25 protein-coding genes are annotated in these 25115 nt (G+C 32.7%); 20 read left to right on the top strand and 5 right to left on the bottom strand.

From position 1 onward, the window contains the following. Nucleotides 1-168 precede the first annotated feature (168 nt). The 5 genes from opp4A to opp4C are packed head-to-tail and all read left to right on the top strand — an operon-like array spanning nucleotide 169 to nucleotide 5779. Nucleotides 169-1881: an oligopeptide ABC transporter substrate-binding protein gene (gene opp4A / locus JVV30_RS02575; RefSeq protein WP_204193304.1), complete on the top strand. Its 1713-nt coding sequence runs from the start codon at nucleotides 169-171 to the stop codon at nucleotides 1879-1881. Between the two features lie 46 nt (nucleotides 1882-1927). Then, complete coding sequence (locus JVV30_RS02580; protein ID WP_070855089.1) at nucleotides 1928-2899, top strand: ABC transporter ATP-binding protein; 972 nt, start codon at nucleotides 1928-1930, stop codon at nucleotides 2897-2899. 13 nt (nucleotides 2900-2912) lie between these two features. Continuing rightward, the gene (locus JVV30_RS02585) at nucleotides 2913-3887 is read left to right on the top strand and encodes an ABC transporter ATP-binding protein (RefSeq protein ID WP_204193306.1); all 975 of its coding nucleotides are present in this window, start codon (nucleotides 2913-2915) and stop codon (nucleotides 3885-3887) included. Beyond that, a complete protein-coding gene (gene opp4B / locus JVV30_RS02590) occupies nucleotides 3884-4846 on the top strand; it encodes an oligopeptide ABC transporter permease (RefSeq protein ID WP_053029715.1) in 963 nt (320 codons plus the stop codon). Before JVV30_RS02585 ends, opp4B begins: the two co-directional genes overlap by 4 nt. A 24-nt stretch (nucleotides 4847-4870) precedes the next feature. Continuing rightward, nucleotides 4871-5779, top strand: a complete 909-nt coding sequence (gene opp4C / locus JVV30_RS02595; protein WP_141763599.1) for an oligopeptide ABC transporter permease — start codon at nucleotides 4871-4873, stop codon at nucleotides 5777-5779. 54 nt (nucleotides 5780-5833) lie between these two features. On the opposite strand, the gene trpS is transcribed toward opp4C, so the two are convergent. After that, nucleotides 5834-6823, bottom strand: coding sequence for a tryptophan--tRNA ligase (gene trpS, locus JVV30_RS02600; protein ID WP_053029711.1), 990 nt, complete (start codon nucleotides 6821-6823; stop codon nucleotides 5834-5836). Between the two features lie 288 nt (nucleotides 6824-7111). On the opposite strand from trpS, the gene spxA reads away from it, so the two are divergent. The 6 genes from spxA to JVV30_RS02630 all read left to right on the top strand — a co-directional run bounded on the left by spxA (nucleotide 7112) and on the right by JVV30_RS02630 (nucleotide 12879). After that, nucleotides 7112-7507, top strand: coding sequence for a transcriptional regulator SpxA (spxA, locus tag JVV30_RS02605; protein WP_011276230.1), 396 nt, complete (start codon nucleotides 7112-7114; stop codon nucleotides 7505-7507). Between the two features lie 327 nt (nucleotides 7508-7834). Continuing rightward, the gene (mecA, locus tag JVV30_RS02610; protein ID WP_053029709.1) at nucleotides 7835-8554 is read left to right on the top strand and encodes an adaptor protein MecA; all 720 of its coding nucleotides are present in this window, start codon (nucleotides 7835-7837) and stop codon (nucleotides 8552-8554) included. Between the two features lie 102 nt (nucleotides 8555-8656). Further along, entirely contained in the window at nucleotides 8657-9616 is a 960-nt protein-coding gene (locus tag JVV30_RS02615; protein ID WP_204193309.1) for a competence protein CoiA, read from the top strand. Between the two features lie 64 nt (nucleotides 9617-9680). Then, entirely contained in the window at nucleotides 9681-11489 is a 1809-nt protein-coding gene (gene pepF, locus JVV30_RS02620; RefSeq protein WP_204193311.1) for an oligoendopeptidase F, read from the top strand. Between the two features lie 349 nt (nucleotides 11490-11838). Further along, nucleotides 11839-12216, top strand: coding sequence for a hypothetical protein (locus JVV30_RS02625; protein WP_053029704.1), 378 nt, complete (start codon nucleotides 11839-11841; stop codon nucleotides 12214-12216). Between the two features lie 15 nt (nucleotides 12217-12231). Beyond that, nucleotides 12232-12879 carry a hypothetical protein gene (locus JVV30_RS02630; RefSeq protein ID WP_204193313.1) on the top strand — a complete coding sequence of 216 codons (648 nt, stop codon included), beginning with the start codon at nucleotides 12232-12234 and terminating at the stop codon, nucleotides 12877-12879. Between the two features lie 62 nt (nucleotides 12880-12941). Here JVV30_RS02630 and yjbH read toward each other — a convergent pair whose 3' ends face one another. The 3 genes from yjbH to JVV30_RS02645 form a co-directional block, all read right to left on the bottom strand. Further along, complete coding sequence (gene yjbH / locus JVV30_RS02635) at nucleotides 12942-13739, bottom strand: protease adaptor protein YjbH (protein WP_053029700.1); 798 nt, start codon at nucleotides 13737-13739, stop codon at nucleotides 12942-12944. 23 nt (nucleotides 13740-13762) lie between these two features. Beyond that, complete coding sequence (locus JVV30_RS02640; RefSeq protein ID WP_070855084.1) at nucleotides 13763-14128, bottom strand: truncated hemoglobin YjbI; 366 nt, start codon at nucleotides 14126-14128, stop codon at nucleotides 13763-13765. 87 nt (nucleotides 14129-14215) lie between these two features. Beyond that, complete coding sequence (locus tag JVV30_RS02645; RefSeq protein ID WP_070855083.1) at nucleotides 14216-14797, bottom strand: CYTH domain-containing protein; 582 nt, start codon at nucleotides 14795-14797, stop codon at nucleotides 14216-14218. A 245-nt stretch (nucleotides 14798-15042) separates the two neighbouring features. On the opposite strand from JVV30_RS02645, the gene JVV30_RS02650 reads away from it, so the two are divergent. From JVV30_RS02650 to fabI, 7 genes are all read left to right on the top strand, one after another. Beyond that, nucleotides 15043-15390, top strand: a complete 348-nt coding sequence (locus tag JVV30_RS02650; protein WP_070855082.1) for a UPF0738 family protein — start codon at nucleotides 15043-15045, stop codon at nucleotides 15388-15390. A 16-nt stretch (nucleotides 15391-15406) separates the two neighbouring features. Beyond that, nucleotides 15407-16036 carry a GTP diphosphokinase gene (yjbM, locus tag JVV30_RS02655; protein WP_011276222.1) on the top strand — a complete coding sequence of 210 codons (630 nt, stop codon included), beginning with the start codon at nucleotides 15407-15409 and terminating at the stop codon, nucleotides 16034-16036. A 12-nt stretch (nucleotides 16037-16048) separates the two neighbouring features. Then, nucleotides 16049-16858 carry an NAD kinase gene (locus JVV30_RS02660; RefSeq protein WP_011276221.1) on the top strand — a complete coding sequence of 270 codons (810 nt, stop codon included), beginning with the start codon at nucleotides 16049-16051 and terminating at the stop codon, nucleotides 16856-16858. Then, nucleotides 16855-17718 (top strand): RluA family pseudouridine synthase, encoded by an 864-nt coding sequence (locus tag JVV30_RS02665; protein ID WP_070855081.1) that lies wholly within the window; start codon nucleotides 16855-16857, stop codon nucleotides 17716-17718. Before JVV30_RS02660 ends, JVV30_RS02665 begins: the two co-directional genes overlap by 4 nt. A gap of 21 nt (nucleotides 17719-17739) precedes the next feature. Continuing rightward, a complete protein-coding gene (gene mgtE / locus JVV30_RS02670) occupies nucleotides 17740-19125 on the top strand; it encodes a magnesium transporter (RefSeq protein WP_053029688.1) in 1386 nt (461 codons plus the stop codon). 9 nt (nucleotides 19126-19134) lie between these two features. After that, entirely contained in the window at nucleotides 19135-20979 is a 1845-nt protein-coding gene (locus JVV30_RS02675; RefSeq protein ID WP_053029686.1) for a monovalent cation:proton antiporter family protein, read from the top strand. A 205-nt stretch (nucleotides 20980-21184) separates the two neighbouring features. Beyond that, nucleotides 21185-21955 carry an enoyl-ACP reductase FabI gene (fabI, locus tag JVV30_RS02680; protein WP_053029684.1) on the top strand — a complete coding sequence of 257 codons (771 nt, stop codon included), beginning with the start codon at nucleotides 21185-21187 and terminating at the stop codon, nucleotides 21953-21955. Nucleotides 21956-22095: 140 nt separating this feature from the next. Here fabI and cozEa read toward each other — a convergent pair whose 3' ends face one another. Continuing rightward, nucleotides 22096-23181, bottom strand: a complete 1086-nt coding sequence (cozEa, locus tag JVV30_RS02685) for a lipoteichoic acid biosynthesis protein CozEa (RefSeq protein ID WP_053029682.1) — start codon at nucleotides 23179-23181, stop codon at nucleotides 22096-22098. A 451-nt stretch (nucleotides 23182-23632) separates the two neighbouring features. Between cozEa and JVV30_RS02690 the strand changes: the two genes are divergently transcribed. Next, nucleotides 23633-24394, top strand: coding sequence for an esterase family protein (locus JVV30_RS02690; protein ID WP_204193316.1), 762 nt, complete (start codon nucleotides 23633-23635; stop codon nucleotides 24392-24394). A gap of 179 nt (nucleotides 24395-24573) precedes the next feature. Further along, on the top strand, nucleotides 24574-25083 hold the full coding sequence (locus JVV30_RS02695) for a YjcG family protein (protein ID WP_053029679.1): 510 nt from the start codon (nucleotides 24574-24576) through the stop codon (nucleotides 25081-25083). Nucleotides 25084-25115: the final 32 nt, after the last annotated feature.

Raw genomic sequence — 25115 nt, forward strand, 5'->3', positions numbered from 1 at the left:
CCTAGCTACGAATGAGATAGTTAGGTTGTATTTTTTATGGAAAATTTAAAGTAATTGAAAGTTAATAAATAAAATGTTATCTGAAAATTCTAAAATTTAACTTGTTAATTTTTATTTTAGAAGTAAAATAAGAAAAACATCTTAGAATCAACAGGAGGATTGATATGAGTGAAAGTCATTGGTAAATATTTAATACTCTTACTAGTAGCAGTATTAGTATTGAGTGCATGTGGAAAAGGAAAACAGGATGAAAATTCAAAGGATTTGTCAAAAACAGAAACATCTAATCACAAAGGTGGAGTATTAAACGTAGGTTTAAATGCTGCTCCTTCAGGAACACTGTCATCTGTGTTGAGTTCAGATGCTTCAGACTCAGCAGTCGAAGCTTATTATAATGAATCATTAATTAAACTAGATAAAAATATGAAACCTAAACCATTTATTGCTTCATGGAAAGATATTGATCCAGGTAAGAAGATTAAATTTACAATTAAAAAAGGCATTAAATGGCAAGATGGTAATGAGTTTAAAATTGATGACTGGATTTATACGTTAAATGTTTTAGCAGACAAAGATTATGAAGGTAGTTATTTCCCTATCGTTGAAAACATCGAAGGTGCTAAAGAAAAACATGAAGGCAAAGCGGACACGATTAGTGGATTGAAAAAACTAGATGATTATTCTATGGAAGTTACTTTTAAAGAGAAGAAAGTAAACTATCTTGAATGCTTCTTTGCTGGTCCATTATTAAGTAAAAAATATTTAAGCGATGTAGCAGTTAAAGATTTAGCGAAATCAGATAAAATCAGAAAACATCCAATTGGTATTGGACCTTATAAAGTGACAAAAGTTGTTCAAGGTGAAGCAGTTCAATTAGAGAAATTTAATGATTATTGGCAAGGTAAACCAAGTTTAGACAAAATTAATTTAAAAGTTATTGATCAAACACAAATTGTGAAAGCTATGAAAAATGGCGAAATTGATATGACTGATTCTACTACAGGTAGTATTGCTCAAGAAGCTAAAAAATCTGGAGATGGAAAACTTAAAGTATTATCAACACCAGGTACAGACTATTCTGTTATTGGTTTTGTATCTCATGATTATGATAAAGAGAAGAATAAAACTGGTGCAGAACGTCCTAAATATAAAGAAAAAGAACTTAGACAAGCAATGTTATATGCAATTGATAGAAAAAAATGGATTAAAGCATTTTATCAAGGTTATGGTAAAGAACTAAATAGCTTTGTTCCATCTATCCATTGGATTGCAGCCGATCAAAAAGACTTAAATAACTATAGTTACGATCCTGAAAAAGCTAAAAAAATGTTAGATAAATTAGGATATAAAGATAGAAATGGAGATGGCTTCAGAGAAGATCCTAACGGTAAACCTTTTGAAATTAACTTAAAACATTATTCAGGCTCAAACCCTACATTTGAACCTAGAACTGCGGCTATTAAAGATTTCTGGGAAAAAGTAGGATTAAAAACAAATGTGAAAATGGTTGAGTTTGGTAAATATAACGATGATTTAGCGAGTGCTTCTAAAGATATGGAAGTTTATTTCAGAACATGGACAGGCGGTTCTGACCCAGACCCTTCTGATTTATATCATACTGACAGACCACAAAACGAAATGCGTACTACTGATAAAACATCAGATAAATTGTTAGATGATGCGTTAGATTTCAATAAAGTAGGAAATAACGATAAAAAACGTAAAGAAATTTACTTAGAATGGCAAAAACATACTAATGAAGTTCTTCCAGCATTACCAATTGTTCAATTAGATACTATTACAGTAGTCAATGATAAAGTGAGAAATGTTGATATCTCAATTGGCTCAGATAAGGATTTATATCAAATAACTAAAGAATAAAAGATGAACCTCGACTTTAGTCGAGGTTTATTGATTGGAGCAAATTATGGATAACTATTTATTAGAAATAAATGAATTAGAAACATCTATTAATATCAACAACAACTGGTACCCTACAATTGATCAAATTTCTTTTAAATTAAAAAGTAATGAAACACTTGGAATTGTTGGAGAATCTGGATGTGGCAAATCAATCTTAAATAAGTCAATTGTAAAACTCTTACCAGAAAAAATATCTAAAATCACACACGGTAAAATTATATTCGACGGTAAAGCGCTACAAAATGCTAGTGAAAGTGAATACCGAAAAATTAGAGGGAAAGATATCGGTATGGTGTTTCAAGAGCCTATGACGGCACTGAATCCTGTATTTAAAATCAAAAATCAATTAATAGAACCTATTATTTTACATTTACATAAAACGAAAAAAGAAGCATATGTGTTGGCTAAAGAATTGTTACAGCAAGTAGGGATAGCTCGAGTAGAAGAAGTACTAAATAGCTATCCGCATCAATTATCCGGTGGGATGCGACAAAGAGTGATGATTGCGATTGCAATTTCTTGTAACCCAAAATTATTAATTGCTGACGAACCGACTACAGCGTTAGATGTAACGATACAAGCACAAATTCTTGAATTACTAAAAAAATTACAGCAAGAAAATAACATGTCAATTATTCTGGTTACGCATGATTTAAGTGTCGTATCGGAATTTTGTGATAAAGTCATCGTCATGTACGCTGGACAAATTGTTGAATTTGGGGAACTACATCAAATTTTAAATCATCCTAAACACCCATATACTAAGAAATTACTTCGTACAATTCCAAAGTTAAATGAAAGTGTGGAGTATTTAGAAGTGATTGATGGCATGGTACCCAGTATAACTGAGTTTAATAAAAATCAATGTCGTTTTGCGAATAGATGCGAAGTCAGAATGGAATTATGTAACCAACGAGAACCAAAACTTATGAGTAGGGATGGTAGTCAAGTACGCTGTCATCTTTTAGACCAATAGAGGGGAAGAAAAAATGGATAACATCTTAGAAATACAGAATTTAAAAACATATTATCCTATTAAATCAGGCCTTTTTAAACCAACGCAATACGTTAAAGCAGTAGATGATATTTCTTTTACAATTAGAAAAGGACAAACATTTGGTTTAGTAGGAGAATCAGGATGTGGTAAGTCAACGCTTGGAAAATCTATCGTTCGATTAGAAAATATAACATCGGGTGAAATTAAAATTAATGATGTTGATATTACGCAATTAAATGGAAAAAAATTACGAGAAGCGCGTAAAAATTTTCAAATGATATTTCAAGACCCCTATGCTTCGTTAAATCCAATGCAAATGGTTGGAGATATCATAGACGAACCGTTACAAAATTACCATGTAGTTGATAAAAAGAAACTTAAAGATGAAGTAATGTATTTATTAAACTGCGTAGGGATGAGTGAGGATACGTATTACAAATATGCGCACCAATTTTCAGGGGGACAAAGACAGAGAATAGGTATAGCTAGAGCGTTAGCAATTAGACCAAAACTTATTGTGGCTGATGAACCTGTGAGTGCTTTAGATGTATCTGTTCAGTCTCAAGTATTAAATCTTATGAAAGATCTACAAAAAGAATTTAATTTAAGCTATTTATTTATAGCTCATGATTTGAGTGTAGTGAAACATATTAGTGATGTGATAGGTGTTATGTACTTAGGACATATGGTGGAAATCGCAGATAGCACTGAGTTATATAGAAATCCACAACACCCTTATACTAAGGCTTTAATTTCGTCTATACCCCAATTTAATCAGGCTAAGGGAAATAGAATTATTTTGAAGGGAGAATTACCATCTCCAAGTAATCCACCTAAAGGATGCCCATTCCACACTAGATGTCCGATTGCACAAGATAAATGTCGCGAGCAAAGACCGAAGCTAGAAGAAATAAAATCACAACATCATGTTGCTTGCTTCTTTACTGAAAGGGTGAATGCTAAATGATAAAACTCATCTTAAAACGATTTCTTTTAATGATACCATTACTATTTTTAATATCAATCGTGGTATTTAGCTTAGCAATAATTCAACCAGGTGATCCTTTTAGTGGACAATACAACCCTCATGTTAAGCAAGAGGCAATTGCCGCTCAGAGAGAAAAACTAGGTCTCAATGATTCTATACCAACGCAATATGTCAGATGGATTGGAAATGTAGCACATGGTCATTTAGGAGAATCTATTAAATATAAGCGACCAGTATTTGATTTAATTATTGAACGCTTACCTAATACAATATTGCTTGGTGTTGTATCTCTAATAATTACATATATATTATCGTTTATTCTAGGAATTGTTTCAGGAAGATATGCATATTCAATAGGAGACTATACTATTCAAGTTTTTAACTACGTTATGTTGGCTATTCCTTCATTTATTGCGGGTGTATTTGCAATTTATCTATTTGCATTTCAATTCCCGATATTTCCTTTTCAAGGGTCAGTCAATATTAATCTTCAAGAAGGAAGTTTTGCATACTATTTGAGTAAGCTCTATCATACGATTTTACCTGCTTTAACGTTGGGATTATTATCAACTGCCGGTTATATTCAGTATTTAAGAAACGATATTATTGATAATGCTAATAAAGACTATGTTTTAACTGCTAAAGCAAAAGGTTTATCAATGAATAAAATTTATAATAAACATATTTTACGTAACTCATTAATTCCAATCATTACGTTTTTAGGAGCTGATATTGTAAGTATCTTAGGCGGTGCGGTTATTACTGAAACAATTTTTTCTTTTAATGGTATTGGTAAATTGTTTTTAGAATCAGTAACTGGGCAAGATTATCCATTAATGATGGCGTTAACGTTATTCTTTTCATTTTTGGGGTTATTTGGAAATCTTATATCTGATATAACTTATAATTTTGTCGATCCTAGAATTCGTAGTAATTAAAATGAGAAGAGGTAAAGGTAAATGATGACCAAACGACGTAATCACTTAAAAACTGTAAAAAAGGCATCTTCACCTACAAAGATTGCCTTACACAAATTTGCCAAGAATAAAATTGCTATGGCATCATTAGTATTTTTAATTTTAGTAGCCATTATATCAATTATTGCACCACTATTAGCACCGTTGCCTATTAATCAGCAAGATTTATTAAATATCAAAGGTGACATGACTTCTCAAAATATATTAGGAACCGACTCCGGAGGTAGAGATAATTTCAGTAGATTATTATTTGCAGGAAGAATGTCGTTGACAATTGGATTAGTTTCTACGATTGGTATGCTGATAATTGGGATAGCAATAGGTGTCATATCAGGTTATTTTGGAGGCATACTTGATACCCTATTAATGCGTGTCACTGAATTTGTAATGCTTTTTCCGTTTTTAATTTTCGCAATCGTTTTAAATGCTGCGCTTGGTGATAAAATTAAAAATCCATACGGCTCAGCGATTATTTTAGTAGCAGTTATTATCGTTCTTAGTTGGGGAGGTATTGCTAGGTTAGTACGTGGGAAAGTCATGCAAGAGAAAGAAAATGAATATTTCTTAGCAGCGAAATCGATTGGTACGCCCACACATAAAATTATTTTAAAGCATTTATTACCTAATATTTTAAGTGTAGTTATTGTACAAGCTACTTTAACATTTGCAGGAATGATTGTAGTAGAATCTGGTTTGAGCTTTTTAGGATTTGGGATTAGTAAATCCATTCCTTCATGGGGGAACATGTTAAGTGATGCACAAGAAGGCGACATTATTAGTTCTAAGCCCTGGATATGGATGCCCCCCGCACTAATGATTATGTTTACAATACTAAGCATTAACTTTGTTGGTGAGGGACTCAAAGATGCATTTAACCCTAAAGGAAGAAAATAACTAAAAATAGGTAATAAAAAAGTGAGATGACTTAACTCATCTCACTTTTTATTATTATCGTTTACGTCCTAGTCCCATAGCGCGTTCCATTTTTTTCAATGTTTTGAACGAGGCTTTTTGAGCTTTATCGCGACCATGATCTAGTATTTCATCTAATTTGTCTGAATGATAAAATTCATCATATTTCTTTTGGAAATCAATTAAGAAATCTTTGACGATTTCTGATAAGTCGGTTTTGAATTTTCCGTATCCTTCATTTTCATATTTAGCTTCTAAATCTTTAATAGATTCATTTGTTAGGCTAGAGTAGATTGTTAATAAATTTGATATACCTGGTTTGTTATCTCGATCAAATTTAATAATGCCATCTGAATCTGTTACAGCACTTTTAATCTTCTTAGCAGCCACGTTAGGTTCATCTAGTAATGAAATAAAGTTTTTTTGATTGTCATCACTTTTACTCATTTTCTTAGTTGGGTCTTGTAAACTCATTACACGGCCACCTACTTTAGGCATGCGAATTTCTGGCTTAACTAAAACGTCATTATAACGACTATTAAAGCGTTCAACTAAGTTTCGAGTTAATTCCATATGTTGTTTTTGGTCTTCACCAACTGGAACAATGTTAGTATTGTAAATAACAATATCTGCAGCCATTAACGGTGGGTAAGTTAGTAACCCAGCTGGAATACCATCAGTTCGCTTTTGAGCTTTATCTTTATATTGAGTCATACGTTCAAGTTCACCCACACTTGAGATTGTTGTGAGCATCCAACCAGCTTGTACGTGTGCTGGTACTTCAGATTGTATAAATAAGGTCGCTTTTTCCGGGTTGATTCCTGATGCTAAATAAATAGCTGCAAGTTGACGTATTTGTTTACGCAATTTGATTTTATCTTGCGGCACTGTGATAGCATGTTGGTCAACAATGCAAAAATAACAATCGTAATCATTTTGTACATCAGCAAATTGTTTCAATGCGCCAATATAATTACCAATTGTGGGTATGCCACTAGGTTGAATTCCTGAAAATAATGTCTCCATATTAGATGCCTACTTTCTTAGTTTTAATTCATATTATTTAAATTATAACAGTATTTCTTTAAAATGTAAGTTATGTTAGTATGTAGTTATACGTTAATTCTAAGCCTTTAAAGTTAGGTTTTTAGAAAATTTGAGATTTCTCAGAAAAATTAGGATTTTCTCATTTAATTTTAATGTTAGATAGTTATACTTACATTGTAAGGTTAAGAGGACTAAATAAACGATTATTTCTTAATCAATAAATTTAAAAATAATGAATAATATTCATTCAATAGGAGAGTGAGATGTATGGTAACATTATTTACTTCACCAAGTTGCACATCTTGCCGTAAAGCGAAAGCATGGTTACAAGAACATGACATTCCATATACGGAGCGTAACATTTTTTCTGAACATTTAACAATTGATGAAATCAAACAAATTTTAAAAATGACTGAAGACGGAACTGACGAAATTATTTCTACTCGTTCTAAAACATATCAAAAATTAAACGTTGATATTGATTCTTTACCATTACAAGATCTTTATGCAATCATCCAAGATAATCCTGGACTTTTACGTCGTCCAATTATTTTAGATGAAAAACGTTTACAAGTTGGTTATAACGAAGATGAAATTAGACGTTTCTTACCTAGAAAGGTACGTACTTTCCAATTACAAGAAGCGCAACGTCTTGTAGATTAATTCTAAAATTTAATTGAAGATTATAATATTATGAAGAGGCTAGGCATAAATAATATAATGCAGCTATTTTGCAAATTCGCAGTAGCTGACTGAACTGAGAAGGCGCTTAAATCAAGCTTTTCTCAGTTCTAGTCATCCTTACGGGGGTGGGACGACGAATTTTAAAAGAATTCTGTTCCACTCCCTTTTTGTAACTTTAAAAGGGAATATGTTAGTATATATAACGATTATAAAATAGTTAAATTTAATCAAACAAATAAATTGTAATTTCCACCACGTTCTAATACAATATGGTTACTATTCATCGACTGTAAGGAGTGAGATGATATGAGAATAGAACGCGTTGATGACACAACAGTCAAATTATTTATAACTTATAGTGATATTGAAGCTAGAGGATTTAGTCGTGAAGATTTATGGACGAACCGTAAAAGAGGCGAAGAATTCTTCTGGTCAATGATGGATGAAATCAATGAAGAAGAGGACTTCGTAGTTGAAGGTCCACTTTGGATACAAGTACATGCCTTCGAAAAAGGTGTGGAAGTTACGATTTCTAAATCTAAAAATGAAGATGCTATGCATATGTCAGATGAAGATGCGAATGAACAATTTGAAGAACAGGTTAATGAATTGCTTGCAAATACATTGGAAAATGAAGACAGTATTGAAAACTTATTCGAACAAAGAGCGCAACAAAAACAAGCGCATAAATCTGAACAAAAGCAAACGAAACAACGATCTAATATTAGAACAGTTATTGTTAAATTCGATGATTTAGAACAAGTGATAAGTTATGCTTATCATCATAATTTATCAACTGATGAATTTGAAGATTTATTATATATGAATGATAATAAATATTATTATGCTGTTCACTTTGATGAAACAGTGAGTCAAGAGACTATTAATGATAGTTATAGTCAAATGTTAGAATTTGCATATCCAACTGATAAAACTGAAGTGTATTTAAACGATTATGCTAAGATTATTATGAGTCATAACGTTACTGCACAAGTCCGTCGTTATTTCCCAGATACGGTTGAATAATGAAACGTTTTTACCGAGGCAATGAATATTGCTTCGGTTTTTTTGTGTTGAGAAGTAAAATCACCATCTCAAACGTTTAATCTTATGAGGTGAGTGAAATTTATGTTAATGGCTATAAATCAACAAGGCGAGCAAGTATATGCGCATCGTGCAAAACAACAAGACAGTTATTTTTGTCCGCATTGTAGATCACAACTATTGCTAAAACGTGGCACAAAGAAAATGCCGCATTTCGCGCATAAAGTGGATAGCGTAAGTTATTGTGCGAAGCAAGAATCGGAACAACATTACTTTGTAAAGTGCTTCATTGCGAAGATGTTATCACAACAGCATTATCACGTTCAAATTGAGCCTTATTGCCCGACGATACAACAATTCCCAGATATACTAGTCAACTTAAAATTTGTCATTGAAATTCAATTTTCTAGAATAAGTATAGAAGAAATCTTAGAACGAACAAAGGGGTTTAAACAACTGAATATGGAAGTCATTTGGTTGCTTAAAGATTGTCGATATCATAGAGGAAGGTTATATCTCAATTCATTTCAAGCACATTTTATACATCCAATTAACAGGTGTTTATATGTATGGAATCATGAGAACAAGCGCATTGTTTTATATAGTCAAATTCAGCATATTGGTGGCAAACAATTTATCGCAAAACAAACAGTAATTGAAATCAATGAATTAGTGAATCAGATTAATATAATGTCTCCACCATATCAACACATTTTCAAGTTAACGAAATCTGAAATACATCATTACTTGAATCAATGTAGAAGGCAAAATTCTGTCCTTGAGCCTTCTTTAAGTGCAATGTATCAATTAAGGTTGTCAGATGAAGTTGTTTATCGTAACTTCGGATACATATTCCCTTATCAACTTTACATTGAGAATCATCCAGTTCAGTGGCAATTACAATTGGAATTATTGAATCAACAAGAACGTGATGTGCATCAGTGTTTAAAAGACTTTCTTAAATTTAGACAGATGTACCTTAACACTATTTCTATGGATCATGTTGTCTCAGAACTCATTAATCATTACAGAAAATATAGTTAAAACGTGCAATTCAAAGGGAATAATGAGAAAATTATACCATTAGTTATTATAGGAGGTTTACTATATGAGTCAACAATTAACAAGAGAAGAGCAAGAACGTAAATATCCAAATGATACGTGGGATTTAACAACAATTTTTGAGAGTGATGAAGCTTTCGAAGCCGCATTAAAAGAGGTTGAAGGTTATCTAGGTAAAGAAGAACAATTTAAAGGACACTTAGGTGATAGCTCGGAAACGTTATACAATGCGTTATCATTAGAAGATGAAATTAGTACTAAACTTGAAAAAGTATATGTTTATGCACATTTAAAACAAGACCAAGACACATCAAATGATAAATATACTGGTTTTGAATCACGTGCGCATCAACTTATCATTAAAATAAGTTCAGCATGGAGTTTCTTAGTACCTGAAATACTTCAAATTGATGAAGATAAATTACAATCTTTTATTAATGAGAATAATGAATTAAAACGTTACGAATTTGACTTGAAATTGATTAACGAAAAACGACCACACATTTTAGATGCAGAACAAGAAAGATTATTAACTGAAGCACAAGATGCATTGTCTACACCAAGTAATGTATATGGTATGTTCAGTAATGCTGATCTGGAATTTGAAGATGCGGTCGATAAAAATGGTGAGAAACATCCATTAACGCAAGGCACTTTTATTAAATATTTAGAATCAGATGATCGAGTATTACGTCAATCTGCATATAATAATTTATATAAAGCATATGGTGCTTACAATAATACTCTAGGATCAACTTTAGCAGGTGAAGTTAAGAAGAATGTGTTTAATGCTCGAACACATCATTATAAAACAGCTCGTGAGCGTGCGTTAAGTAACAACCATATTCCTGAAGAAGTGTACGATAATTTGATTAAGACCGTGCATAAATATTTACCATTATTACACAGATATACGAAACTAAGAAAAGAATTATTAGACGTTGATGAGCTGAAAATGTACGATTTATATACGCCAATGGTTAAGGACGTTAAATTTGAAATGCCTTATGAAGAAGCGAAAGAATGGATGCTTAAAGCGTTAGAGCCAATGGGTGAAACATATCTTGATGTTGTTAAAGAAGGTTTAAATAATCGTTGGGTAGACGTATATGAGAATAAAGGTAAACGTTCAGGTGGTTACTCATCTGGTGCGCACTTAACTAATCCGTTTATTCTATTAAACTGGTCAGATACTGTCTCTGACTTATATACACTAATTCATGAGTTTGGTCATTCAGCACATAGTTATTTCAGTCGTAAATATCAACCATCAAATTCTAGTGACTATTCAATCTTTGTTGCTGAAGTTGCATCAACTTGTAACGAAGCGTTATTAAGTGATTATATGGATAAACATTTAGATGATGAACGTCGTTTATTATTGTTAAATCAAGAACTTGAAAGATTCAGAGCGACTTTATTCCGTCAAACAATGTTTGCAGAATTTGAACATAAAATTCATCAAATTGAAGAAGCGGGTGAACCATTGACGGCAACACGTATGAATGAGGAATATGCTAAATTGAATCAACAATATTTTGGTGATGTTGTTGAAACAGATGACAATATTAGCAAAGAATGGTCACGTATTCCTCACTTCTATATGAACTATTATGTATATCAATATGCAACAGGTTATAGTGCCGCACAAAGTTTAAGTCATCAAATTCTTACTGAGGGTAAACCAGCTGTAGATAGATATATTAATGAATTCTTGAAAAAAGGAAGTTCTAATTACCCAATTGAAATTCTGAAAAATGCAGGTGTGGATATGACATCTCCAGAACCTATTGAGCAAGCTTGTGAAGTTTTTGAGCAAAAATTAGATGCGTTTGAAAAGTTAATGAAAGCTTAAAATAACTGTATACGTTTACAATATGGCAAGTTTGTGACAATTTAAAAATAAAGGGACTTTATTATTGAAACACCTATTTTAGCGTGTTATATTATGAACATGAAATTAATCACATAACAAACATACCCCTTTGTTTGAAGTGAAAAATTTCTCCCATCCCCTTTGTTTAGCGTCGTGTAATCAGACACGGCGTTTTTTTATGCCTTTTAATAACCATCTCAGTTTATTATCTCTTATTTTATAAATAGTTTTATTCCCTTTTCTATTACATGATGATTTTTAATATTAATTTGTTAAAATTAAGTCGTGATTTAATTTTATATTTAATCAATTTGAAAGGGGAGTATCAATGAAAAAATTTACTTTGTTATTGTCTATGATTTGCTTAACAATTGTTTTAGCTGCTTGTGACGATGGGGAACAAAAGGAACCATCAAATGACAGTAAGAAATCAGAAAAATTTGAGTATGTATATTACGAAGTCTTAAATGATGGTGATGAAGATTCGCCTAATGTTGAAATTAAATATAATGATAAAGAAAAGCACCCACATATTGAGCGCACAAGTTTAGATCATGTTTATGAACATATATTAAGCGATGGTAATGAAAAACCTTACATCATTAAAGATGGTAAAAATATACATGTCTATCGACCACCGTATATGACTTATGGCGATGATGATGTAGAAGGAAAAGTAATTTCAAAAGATCAAGTAACTAAATAGGAGGGCGACGACTTAGTGAACAAAATATTAAAGTTGATAAGTTGCATTTGTATTGTGAGCTTACTTTATATGTTTGAAATGACGCATCATCAGTTACATGCTACAACTTCAAATGGTGGCACATCAAGTAGTTCATCGTCTTCAAGTTCAAGCAGTGTATCTTCAAGTAGTGCAGCAACTAGAACGACATCGTCTTCAAGTTCATCTATGAATCGCTCTAGTGCAGTTAACGCTTCTCGTGCATCGAGACTGTCTAGCCAACGTGCTGCAGCGCAAGCGTCTAAAACGAGTAATATAGCTCATAATACTAAAGCTAAAAACACATATCATTCAAGTCGCTACAATCATCAAACACGTGCACTTTTAAATCCTAATTACAAATATAGTCCATATGCTTCTGTACCATCACAATTTATGGCAACAAACTTCTATAACAATTGGCTATTTTATTATATGATTGCTAATTCATCTCAAGAACATAAACATAGCGTTAACTATCAAATGAATATGTTAAAACATCAAATGAAAGCTAAAGAGACATTATATACAGTGACTATTAAGACAAAGCAAGGAGATAGAGTTGTTGTGTTGCCAAAGCATCAATTTGATAAGCTTCAAAAAGGAAGTAATGTGAAAATAAAAAATGGGGTTGTACAACCTTAAGTAAGTTAAACGATCAAAAAACAACCAATCAAAGCGACTCTGCAATGATTGGTTGTTTTTAATTAAATTCTAGGCATTTTTGATTGCCAAAAATCGCCTTCAGGATATTGAAGTTTTTCAACTTTTTGTTGTAATGCCAATTTTTTTAGTTCTTTGGTCAATAACTTTTCGGGCCACTCGTAAATGGTTAATAATTCTTCCATAGTGACAAGTTGTTTCTTTTGAATATATTCCTCAATTTTTGGTGGAAGATTTTTCTCAATTGGGGTACCCATTAATTCGTTAATGATGTAAGTATATATATGATATGGATACAATCCTTCGACTTTGAGTCCTTCCTCATGAACATCTTCACTGAAGAATACAAGTGAAGGTGCCTGTTCAATTTCCATTTCTCGAGCAATGTGTAAATCTATTTTTAAACTTTCAGTTAGTTTGCGCTTTTGTAGATCTTCTTTAAATTCATTGTAATCTAAACCTGCGTTGATGATACAGTCACAAATCATCTCTTCCGTAATAATATCCTTCTTAGGGATGATTTCATTTTGCATTAAATGTATAAAACGCTCTGCTCTTAAACGCCCTTGTAATTCAGCGGCTTTATAAGCTAAGGCGATATTATCAAAATCAGAGGTACTTTGAGCTTGGCACTTAGTAAGTACTTTCAATGAAGGGTTTAGAATATGTCTGATACGGATATATTGATTATATTCAATTCTTAATTTAGAAATAATCGCTGATAATTTAAAGCAATCTGCATTAAACGGATCGAAAAATGAATAAATTTCAATTTTATTTACAGGTGACAGATTAGCATCTTCACGACTTTTATTGTCTACGATTTTTAGTTCTTCAGCCATGTTTTACTCACCTTCAATTATATTTAGGAATTTACCATGTGATTTGCGGTTAGACGTAATCGTTCATATAAGTAATCTCCGACGCCAGCTGGAAATTGCGCATCGGTTATTGCAATATGCATATTTTCTAACCATGCATCTCTTTCGTAAGTTGTTATTTTAAATTCCATGTGTCTCTTTTTTAATATCGGATGTCCGTGTTCTTCAGTATATAGGTTTGGTCCACCAAGAAATTGAGTGAGAAATTGTTTTTGTTTTCTACTCGTTTCGGCAAAATCCCCAGGAAACAAATGATTGATTCTATCATCTTTTTCGACTAAAGAATAGAAATGATCAATCATATTGTAGAGTGCTGTTTCACCTATAATATCGTATGGCGTTTTAGACATAATATCACCAATTTCCATTAATATATTACTAATATAACATGAATTTTTACATTTAAAAGTAATTTGACTTTTTACAATGACGTTTGATTAGTTCTCAATTTGGTTCTTGTAGTCGAAGAAACGTTGTACTTTATTTTTCGGTACAGTGTGTTCAAGATTAAATTCATTTAATAGCTTATTAAATTTCTGCAAGCCACTGTTATAATCATTAACTTCAAATTCTAATTCATAATCAACCTTGTCGAAATAATCACTTTTATCTAATACTAATAATTCGTCTTGATAAGTTGTTTCCAGACGCGCTGTTGTTAGTGCACCTAATATAGTGAGTTCATTGTCATTAACACCATATGATTCAATAATGTCTCGAATATCATGTGGTAATGTGTGCGTGGATATCACATCACCAGTGTTTGGGTGATACGTCACCATATGATTGTATTCCATTAAACCTACTTCGGCTGGTACTTTTAAGGTCAATTCGTATGTATCATTTTTAACACGAATACGTAATGCTGACTTATGATTACGTAATGTGAAACTTGGCGTATCAATATAATAGTTTGTTTGAGTAAAAGGTTCTTTATGTTCAAAAAATGCATGCTTAAATTTATCGTATACGTCTTTATTTAGTAATTGTTTGAATTCAATTTCATTATTTGTAGCCATAACTTGCACCTCGTAATCCATTTATTGTAATACATTATGACTGAGTTGTATCAAAATTTAAAGTAATTAAAGTTGTGTGAAATAAGTAAATATGAGCAAAAAAGTATAGATTATAAAATGATGCGTCTAAAGGCGACGTAACGGCGTTAATTGAACAGGACTAAACGATTAATAAGTGCATTTCAAACGTGTGTTATGCAGTTGAATTATGTTAAACTAGTAAAGAATAATAAGGAGGAACAAGCATGCGTATTTATGTAAATGAAATTAAAATTAAAGACGATGGCATTTATTGCTACTCAGAAGATCCAACCGATGGGTTAGTAGAAGTAGGGCAAATGCTTGTTGATAGTGATAATTATGGATTTGCCTACTTATTAGATGATGGACAATCGTATGATTACTTGATTTTCGTTCAAGAAACATGGTCCATGTTGCATGAGAATAGAGGCAAGAAATTAATTGTAAACGATGAATTGGAATTAGAACATTTTCAAGAGGAATTAGATTATATCCTTGAGAATGTTGAAGGAAATAATAACTATGGTAAGGAGTTTGTTTCAGCTGTTGAAGAAACTTTTGACCTAAAGTGAAGCGGAGTGAAACAATATGAATCAATGGGATCAATTTTTAACACCATATAAACAAGCCGTTGATGAGTTAAAGGTAAAATTAAAAGGTTTGCGTAAGCAATATGAAGTTGGAGAAGATGCTTCACCCATTGAATTCGTTACTGGTCGAGTAAAACCAATTACGAGTATTATTGATAAGGCGAATAAAAGGGGTATACCATTTGATCGACTGCGTGAAGAGATGTATGATATTGCCGGTCTAAGAATGATGTGTCAATTTGTGGATGATATTGACGTTGTGGTTAATATGCTTAGACAGCGCCAGGATTTCAAGGTAATTGAAGAACGTGACTATATTAATAATACGAAACAAAGTGGTTATCGTTCATATCATGTGATTATTGAGTATCCGATTGAAACGCTAAATGGTCAGAAAGCTATTTTAGCGGAAATCCAAATTCGAACATTAGCGATGAATTTCTGGGCTACAATCGAACATACACTTAGATATAAATATGACGGTGATTATCCAGCAGAAATTCAGCATCGTCTTGAACGTGCAGCAGAAGCGGCATATCTTCTAGACGAGGAAATGTCTGAGATTAAAGATGAAATTCAAGAAGCACAGAAATATTATTCTCAAAAACGTGCAAAAAAACATGACTAATGAGGTGTGGGGATGCGTTATACAATCTTGTCAAAAGGTGATTCGAAATCCAATGCATTAAAGCATAAAATGATAAATCATATGAAAGACTTCCATATGGTAGAAGATGCCGTTAATCCAGAAATAGTGATTTCGGTAGGTGGAGATGGAACGTTGCTCCAGGCTTTTCACCAATATAGTCATATGTTGTCACAGGTGGCGTTTGTCGGTGTACATACAGGTCATTTAGGATTTTATGCTGATTGGTTGCCTCATGAAGTGGAAAAATTAATTATCGAAATTAATAATTCTGAATTTCAAGTCATTGAATATCCATTGTTAGAAATTATTGTGAGATACAATGATAATGGTTATGAAACACGTTATTTAGCTTTAAATGAAGCAACGATGAAGACTGAAAATGGATCGACACTCGTTGTGGATGTAGGTATTCGTGGGAAACAATTTGAGCGTTTTAGAGGTGATGGATTATGTATTTCAACACCATCAGGTTCTACTGCCTATAATAAAGCATTAGGTGGTGCGTTAATACATCCTTCACTTGAAGCCATGCAAATCGCTGAAATTGCTTCTATCAATAATAGAGTTTTTAGAACAGTGGGGTCACCACTTGTTTTGCCTAAGCATCATACATGCTTAATCACACCAGTTAATCACGACACGATACTTACCACAATTGATCATGTGAGTTTAAAACATAAAAATGTCAATGGTATCCAATTTAGAGTAGCGAACGAGAAAGTTCGATTTGCTAGATTTAGACCATTCCCATTCTGGAAAAGGGTACATGATTCATTTATAGAGAGTGAAGATGGTCGATGAAATTTGTATATAAGATTCAGCATAATGAACTGCTTAAGTCTTTTTTACAGCGTCATCAATACTCTAAAAAGACAATTAGCGCCATTAAACTTAATGGCGCTTTAATTATTAATAATAAGCATGTCACCGTTAGGAAAATGATGATGCCGGGTGATGAATTAACCATTGAGTTGCCTGAAGAAATACCTAGTGCGTATTTAATACCTTCCGATAACCCTGTTGAAGTGCTATATGAAGACGATTATTTAATTATTGTTTCTAAACCGCATCATTTAAATAGTACACCATCAAGAGAACATCCACATGATAGTTTGATAGAACGCGTATTGTACTATTTGAATGATGGACAATTTACGCATTCAGTTATTGTACCGCATATTGTTACACGTTTAGATCGTAATACCCGTGGCATTGTTGTATTTGCTAAGTATGGGCATATCCATCATTTAATGTCGACGATGGCTCTAGAAAAACGATATATGTGCGTGTGTTATGGTCAAACGCCAATCGACGGTGTGATAGAAGCGCCAATTGCAAGAGATAGTCAAAGTATTATCACTAGGAAGGTAGATCATTTGGGGAAATACGCTAAAACATCGTATAAAGCGATTGCGCATAAACCTAATGCGAGCCTATGTGAAATTAAGTTACATACCGGGCGTACACACCAAATACGCGTTCACTTTAATTATATTGGGCATCCACTTGTAGGCGATGATTTATACGAAGGAAGTCATCCTACAATTCATACGCAATCTTTACAATGTTATAAAGTGACATTCATACATCCGATTTATAATAAAGAGATTGAGATAGAGATAGATTATAAATGGCTAGACAAGATATATACAGAATTATAATAAGATTTGGAGGTGCTGACGTTGTCATTAGAAACAGAAAATAATGACTATAACAATGAGGAAGTCTATAACCAAAATTTGTTAGACGAGTTATTAATACAAGATGATATTGATCGTTTTAGAGAAGAATTTCTAGCAATGCATGAATATGAACAAAGTGAATACTTTGAAGATACAACGAATGAGAACAGACAAAAAATATTTGAATTTTTATCACCACAAGAAGTTGGGGAATTCTTTGAACAATTAGAGATTGATGATGAAGCATATGAGGACCTCTTTGATACGATGAATGCGCATTATGCGAGTAAAGTATTAGAAGAAATGTCTTCCGATAATGCTGTAGATATTTTAAATGAGCTGTCAAAACCGAAAGTAGCTAGCTTGTTAACATTAATGAACCGTGAAGATGCAAATGAAATTAAGCATCTATTACATTACGAAGAAGATACAGCCGGCGGTATTATGACGACGGAATATATTTCGCTTGATGTGAATACACCGGTTAAAGAAGCATTAATGTTAGTAAAAGAACAAGCACCAGATGCCGAAACAATTTATGTTATTTTTGCCGTAAACACGGACGGACAATTAGTTGGTGTATTATCTTTAAGAGATTTAATCGTGGCAGAAAATGATGCTTATATTGAAGATATCATGAGTGAACGTGTCATTAGTGTTAATGTAGCTGATGACCAAGAAGATGTAGCACAAAAGATGAGAGATTATGACTTTATCGCTATGCCAGTTATTGATTATCAACAACATTTATTAGGTATTATTACAATCGATGATATTTTAGATGTCATGGATGAAGAAGCGAGTGAAGACTACTCACGTTTAGCCGGGGTATCTGATATCGACTCTACGAATGATTCTGTTGTCAAAACCGCGACTAAACGACTACCTTGGTTAATCATACTTACATTTTTAGGAATGATTACTGCCACAATATTAGGAAGTTTTGAATCAACATTATCACAAGTTGCGTTGTTAGCAGCATTTATACCAATTATTAGTGGTATGTCTGGGAACTCTGGTACGCAATCATTAGCGGTGTCTGTACGTAATATTTCAACTGGAGAAATTGATGAGCAAAGTAAATTTAAGGTTGCTTTAAGAGAAGCGGGAAGTGGCTTACTATCAGGATTAGTGTGTGCCACTGTCTTATTTATTATCATCGTTGTCATTTATAGACAACCATTTTTAGCTTTAATTGTAGGGGGCAGTCTGACTATTGCGATGACAGTTGGTACATTAGTTGGTTCTATGATTCCATTGTTTATGAATAAATTGAATATTGATCCAGCTGTAGCCAGTGGACCATTTATTACAACGATAAATGATATTGTAAGTATGTTAATTTACTTTGGTTTAGCAACAACATTCATGTCATATTTAACATAGGGGGACAAAATGGAGTTTTTTTCACTAGTTATTGTAGTTCTAGCAGCTTTTTTAACACCAATTATTATCAATAGGCTGAACATCAATTTTTTACCAGTTGTCGTAGCTGAAATTATAATGGGGATTATTATTGGTCAGTCTTTTTTAAATTTAGTACATAAAGATAGTATGCTGAACATATTATCAACTTTAGGGTTTATCTTTTTAATGTTTTTAAGTGGGCTAGAAATTGATTTTAGTACGTTTAAAAAGGATAAAAGAAATCGACAAGGTACTAATAAGCATGAAAAGAATGTACCAAGTCATCTTAACTTAGCCTTAACTGTGTTTGCTTTTATCATGATTATTTCTGTTATATTAGCATACGCGTTCAAATGGTTAGGGCTAGTAGATGATGTCTTGTTAATGATTATTATTATTTCAACGATATCACTAGGTGTTGTCGTACCGACATTGAAAGAAATGAATATCATGCGTACGACCATTGGTCAATTTATATTGTTAGTGGCCGTATTAGCCGATTTAGTGACAATGGTACTGTTAACTATATACGGTGGTATCAATGGTAGTGGTAATGGTTCTGTATGGCTTTCAGCAATTCTGCTTGTCTTTACGGCCATTTTCTATATATTAGGTGTTGTATTTAAGCGTATGAAATTTTTACACCGTTTAATTGGTGGCACAACACAAATTGGTATCAGAGCAATATTTGCCCTTATCATTCTTTTAGTCGCACTTGCTGAAGGGGTAGGCGCTGAATACATACTAGGCGCATTCTTAGCTGGCGTCGTTGTATCTTTACTGAAACCAGACGAAGAATTAGTGCATACGCTCGATTCATTTGGATATGGGTTCTTTATTCCAATCTTCTTTATTATGGTGGGTGTTGATTTAAATATTCCGTCATTAATTAAAGAACCATCACTATTATTAATCATTCCAGTATTAATTATCGCTTTTATTATTTCGAAATTAATTCCAGTTTTCTTTATTCGACGATGGTTTGACAGCAAGACAACAATAGCATCAGCATTTTTATTAACGTCAACACTATCATTAGTCATTGCATCTGCTAAAATTGCAGAACAATTAAATACGATATCTTCTGAAATGTCAGGCATACTTATTTTAAGTGCGATTATTACTTGTGTGTTTGTACCAATTATTTTCAAGAAAATGTTTCCAATTCCGGATGAGGCTAATCGCAAAATTGATATTGCGTTAATAGGTAAGAATCAGTTGACGATTCCAATTGTGCAAAACTTATCACCACATCTTTATAACGTGACCTTATATTATCGTAAAGATTTAGGAGATAAACGTAATTTATCGGATCATATAACTGTGGTTGAAATCGCGCACTATGAGGAACACCTCTTAGAAAGATTAGGATTATTCAATCAAGATATTGTAGTTTGTTCTGCTAATGATGATAGTCTTAACCGAGAAGTCGCTAAATTAGCTAAAGCACATGATGTTAAGCGCGTTATTTGTCGATTAGAAAACAGTAATGAAGATGAAGAAATGAAAGGTGAAGGTATTGAAGTATTCAGTAACTTCATTAGTAATAAAATCTTCTTACAAGGCTTAATCGAAACACCAAATATGTTGAACATTTTAAGCAATGTGGAAACATCATTATATGAAATTGAAATGTTAAATCATCAATATGAAAATATTCAGTTACGTAATTTCCCATTTGGCGGTGACATTATCTTTGTACGAATTATCCGTAACAATGAATCCATCGTTCCTCATGGTGATACACAATTAAGGTATAAAGATAGACTTATCGTAACGGGCTCGAAAGAGTACGTTGATGAATTAAAATCAGATTTAGAGTTTTATTATTGATTTACGAAAATCAAAAACAAACGTGAGGGAGTGGGACAGAGAATTTAAAAAGAATTCTATCCCACTCTCTCATTATATGACCAGGTAATAATATCACTTTATAATTATGAAGCAAAAATGGTAGAATAATAATGTTAGATTAGTCTTCATTGTTTGTACAGTGAGATTAAGATATAAAAAATCGATGATTAAGGAGTTATTTCGAATGATTAACCTTGAAAATAAAACCTTCGTAATTATGGGTATTGCTAATAAACGTAGTATCGGATTTGGCGTTGCAAAGGTATTAGATCAATTAGGGGCTAAACTTGTTTTCACGTATCGTAAAGACCGTAGCCGCAAAGAATTAGAAAAATTATTAGAACAATTAAATCAAGAAGATCCTAAACTATATCAAATTGATGTTCAAAAAGATGAAGATGTAGTCAATGGTTTCGCGAAAATTGGCGAAGAAGTAGGCAATATTGATGGTGTATATCATTCTATCGCTTTTGCTAATATCGAAGATTTACGTGGCCGTTTCTCAGAAACATCAAGAGAAGGTTTCTTACTTGCTCAAGATATCAGCTCTTATTCATTAACAATTGTTGCACATGAAGCGAAGAAATTAATGCCAAATGGTGGTAGTATTGTTGCAACAACATATCTTGGTGGCGAATTTGCTGTTCAAAACTATAACGTTATGGGCGTAGCGAAAGCAAGTTTAGAAGCGAATGTGAAATATTTAGCCTATGATTTAGGTCCAGATAATATTCGTGTCAATGCGATCTCTGCAGGTCCAATTCGTACATTAAGTGCTAAAGGTGTCGGTGGCTTCAATACAATCCTTAAAGAAATTGAAGAACGTGCACCATTAAGACGAAATGTAGATCAAGAAGAAGTAGGTAAAACAGCTGCTTATTTATTAAGTGATTTCTCAAGCGGTGTGACTGGAGAGAACATTCACGTAGATAGTGGTTTCCACGCAATAAAATAATGAATACATTTAATATGGGAGCGGGACAACGAATTTATTTTAAATTCTGTCCCGTTCTCTTTTTTCAAAAAAAGGGAGTAGATTTGAATTCGTAATAAATTCAAACCTACTCCTAAAATATATTATACATTTGTATCAAATTAATCTTTGACGTCGCTATTCGCTTTATCAATAATACGTTGACGATATTTAAAGACATTGCTTGCGAGGGTCTTAAGTACTGCATAAAGAGGGACGGCAATTAAAATAAGTGTAAAGCCACCTAAATCTCCTGCAGCTAAAATAACTACAATGATAGTAAGTGGGTGAATACTCAAAGATTTACCCATAACATTCGGCGTAATGACGTTACCTTCAAGTTGTTGCGCGATTAATGTCACCACACAAACCCAAATAAATGTAGTAGGGCCATCAATTATACCTAGTATGCCTGCAGGTGCAAAAGATAACCATGGTCCTAAGAAAGGAATTAAGTTAGCTACACCGGCAAATAGTACTAATAAAGGTGTGTAAGGTAAGCCTATAATTGTATAACCAATATATAAAATAACCCCTAGGATAACACTTACTGTCACTTGTCCTTGAATGTATGATTTTAAAGTGAAGTTTAAATCTTTCATTAAATCGACTACAAATACTTTACGCTCTCCTTTGAAAAATTTAGCAAGCGCAGGAATAAATTTTTCATGATCTTTTAACATGTAAATTAAGAAGAACGGGACCATGATAAGTAAGAAGACAGTTGAAATAAATGACGTAATGTAAGAGAATGAGTTGGCTAAAATACCTGTCAAACTGTCACTCATTGATTTAACGGCTGAATTAATTCTATCTGTTACGTCACTTGGAAGTTTATCCATTTGAGTAAGTGAGAAATTAACAATCTGTTCAGCCTCTTTTTGTAATGATGGTGCCGCTTTAATTAAGCTGTTCACATTCGAAATAATGATTGGTGCTATAAATGCGACAACGATTGCAATGATAGCAATTAAACCAATAAAGATGGTTGTAATACTTGCCCAACGTGGGAATCCCCACTTTTCAAGAATATTTTGAAAAGGTAAGCAGATATAAAATAAAAATCCGCTAATCATAAATGGAAGAAACACAGAACCAATAATGGTTACAATAGGTGCAAAAACGCTTTGTACTTCCATAAACAATTTAATTAGCACGAACAAGATAATTAGGGCAATACCTGTTCGAAACCAAACTTTGTTAAGCATATGCTTACGTCCTCCTATTTTCATTTGTTCACTATTTATTAAGTATATATCAATTAAGACATGTTAAAAAGGGAAATTTTAACTTCAAGAAATACTCAGAAATGCATCACACCTAAATTTAGATACGTAAACCAAACCTTCAACAAACCTAAAACAACACCACAACTTTCAAATTAAAATACGGTGGGGCCCCAGCACAGAGAATTTCGCAAAGAAATTCCACAAGCAAAGCAAGCTGGGGTGGGCCCCAGCACAGAGAATTTCATAAAGAAATTCCACAAGCAAAGCAAGCTGGGGAAAAGCTTATCCGTATTAAATCGTCTTCTTTCCCTAATAACTATGATTAAATTACCAAATTTCATGAATATGAAACATTTGTTTTTTTCAGAGATTTAAAAGTCATCGTGAACTTGATACAATGAGTATATTCTATTTAGGGGGCGTCAATGTCATGTCGAATTTTAAAGCAGGCAAAATTAATAAACATATCTTACATAGTCATATCTTAGAAAGAGATGTTACATTATCAGTTTATTTGCCTGAAGATTATTCTGAACTATTCAAATATCAAGTCATTATTTGTTTTGACGGGTTAGATTTTTTAAGATTTGGAAGACTTCAACGTGAATATGAACGTTTAAGAAGAGAGGATGAAATTCAACGCGCAATTATTGTCGGTTTCCATTATGAAGATGTTGATAAGCGTCGAGAAGAGTTTCATCCACAAGGAAGTAGAAGTCAGAAGACGATACAAGCCGTAGGTAAAGAGTTACTACCATTTATTGATCATACGTTTCCAACCTATAAAGTAGGAAACGCCAGAATTTTAATGGGTGATAGTCTTGCAGGCAGTATAGCACTATTAACTGCATTAACGTATCCAACCATATTCAGTCAAATTGCAATGCTTAGTCCACATTCAGATGCTACAGTTATAGATAAATTTAATCATTGCTTACAGTATAATGAATTATCTATTTGGCATGCGATAGGGTTAGAAGAGGAAGATTTTGCTTTACCAACAACGGGAGAACGTGCGAACTTTTTAACACCAAATAGAGCGCTTGCAGATGTGATTAAAGATAAGGGTGTGACCTACCATTATTTAGAGTTTGAAGGCGGGCATACTTGGAAATCTTGGAAGCCATTATTACCAGATGTACTAACGTATTTTCTTGGTGATGAAGTAACGGCACCATCAGATGAAGTTTAATTCGTTTTATTAGGAAAAGGGGAATCAAGGGTACAGTGTCGGGTTGTAAAATGATTTTTTGATGATGCGAAATGAAATATTTAATTATTGTAAACCTTTTCAAAAAATTCTGCTAACTAATAACGTAAAATATAGAATTTTGCTATAATGGTAATATGTTAAACAAAGGAGGAATTTAAATGAATATAGGATTAGCATTAATTCCGTCAAAATCATTTCAAGATGAAGTGAACGGTTATCGTAAACGTTATGATACTGAATATGCACGTATCATGCCTCATATCACGATCAAGTCACACTTTGAAATCAATGATGATGAATTAGATTCAGTAAAAGAAGAAGTTAAAAAAAGATTAGAAGGTTTTAAACCAGTTGAAGTACATGCAACAAAAGCTTCAAGTTTTAAACCAACTAACAATGTGATTTATTTTAAAGTTGCTAAAACTGACGAATTAGAACAGCTTTTCAATTTATTTAATACTGAAGATTTTCATGGTGAAGCGGAGCATCCATTTGTACCGCACTTTACAATTGCTCAAGGTTTAACAAGCCAAGAATTTGAAGATATATTTGGTCAAGTAGAATTAGTAGGGGTAGACCTTAAAGAAAATATTGAAGAACTTTCATTGTTACGCTATGACGAGGATGAAGATAAATGGAAAGTGATTGATACTTTCAAATTAGCGTAATTGTAAATAATAAGTAAAATAAAATCTAGTTA

Origin of the sequence: Staphylococcus sp. GDY8P47P, from assembly GCF_016892225.1 — a bacterium.
GTDB classification, from domain to species: domain Bacteria; phylum Bacillota; class Bacilli; order Staphylococcales; family Staphylococcaceae; genus Staphylococcus; species Staphylococcus borealis.